Raw genomic sequence first — 622 nt, 5'->3', positions numbered from 1 at the left:
AGCTTATAAACAATGGCTAATCGTCGACAGACTGAGTCTTGCAGATATCGCTATGTATCCCTATCTGGCTTTAGCACATGAAGGCCAGGTCGATCTTAGTCCCTATCAGAACATCACTGCGTGGCTGACACGGTTTGAAGCTTTACCAAACTATATATCCATGCCAGGCATTCATTTATAAATCTATTTTGGAGAACAACACTATGACAACCGATATTAAGCCCCCTCTTCCGCCATTTGATGAAGCCTCGGCTACACAAAAAGTGCGTATGGCTGAAGATGCCTGGAACAGCCGTGACCCGGATCGTGTGGCACAGGTGTATACCGAAGATACTATCTGGCGTAACCGTGCTGAATTTCCTCGTGGTCGCGAACAAGTCAAAGACTTTTTGCAAAAGAAATGGGCAAGAGAACTCGATTACCGTCTAATAAAAGAGCTGTGGGCATTTGAACAAAATCGCATAGCTGTGCGATTTGCATACGAATGGCATGATGATAGTGGCAACTGGTTTCGTTCATATGGTAACGAAAACTGGGAATTTAATGAGCAAGGTCTGATGCAACGTCGCTTTGCTTGTATCAATGACTTGCCGATTAAAGAATCCGATCGTTTATTTCATTG

2 protein-coding genes are annotated in these 622 nt (G+C 43.9%); both read left to right on the top strand.

Going from position 1 to position 622, the window contains the following annotated elements; all coding sequences use genetic code 11:
• On the top strand, positions 1–181 hold a 181-nt coding region (locus B4K20_RS12095), incomplete at its 5' end, for a glutathione binding-like protein (RefSeq protein WP_289283064.1).
• 22 nt (positions 182–203) lie between these two features.
• On the top strand, positions 204–622 hold a 419-nt coding region (locus B4K20_RS12090; protein WP_289283063.1), incomplete at its 3' end, for a nuclear transport factor 2 family protein.

This window comes from Methylophaga sp. UBA5088 (assembly GCF_002414625.1).
Taxonomy (GTDB): Bacteria; Pseudomonadota; Gammaproteobacteria; order Nitrosococcales; family Methylophagaceae; genus Methylophaga; species Methylophaga marina.
Note: the sequence above shows the minus strand (reverse complement) of the source record. Positions and strands in the feature narration are given on the sequence as shown.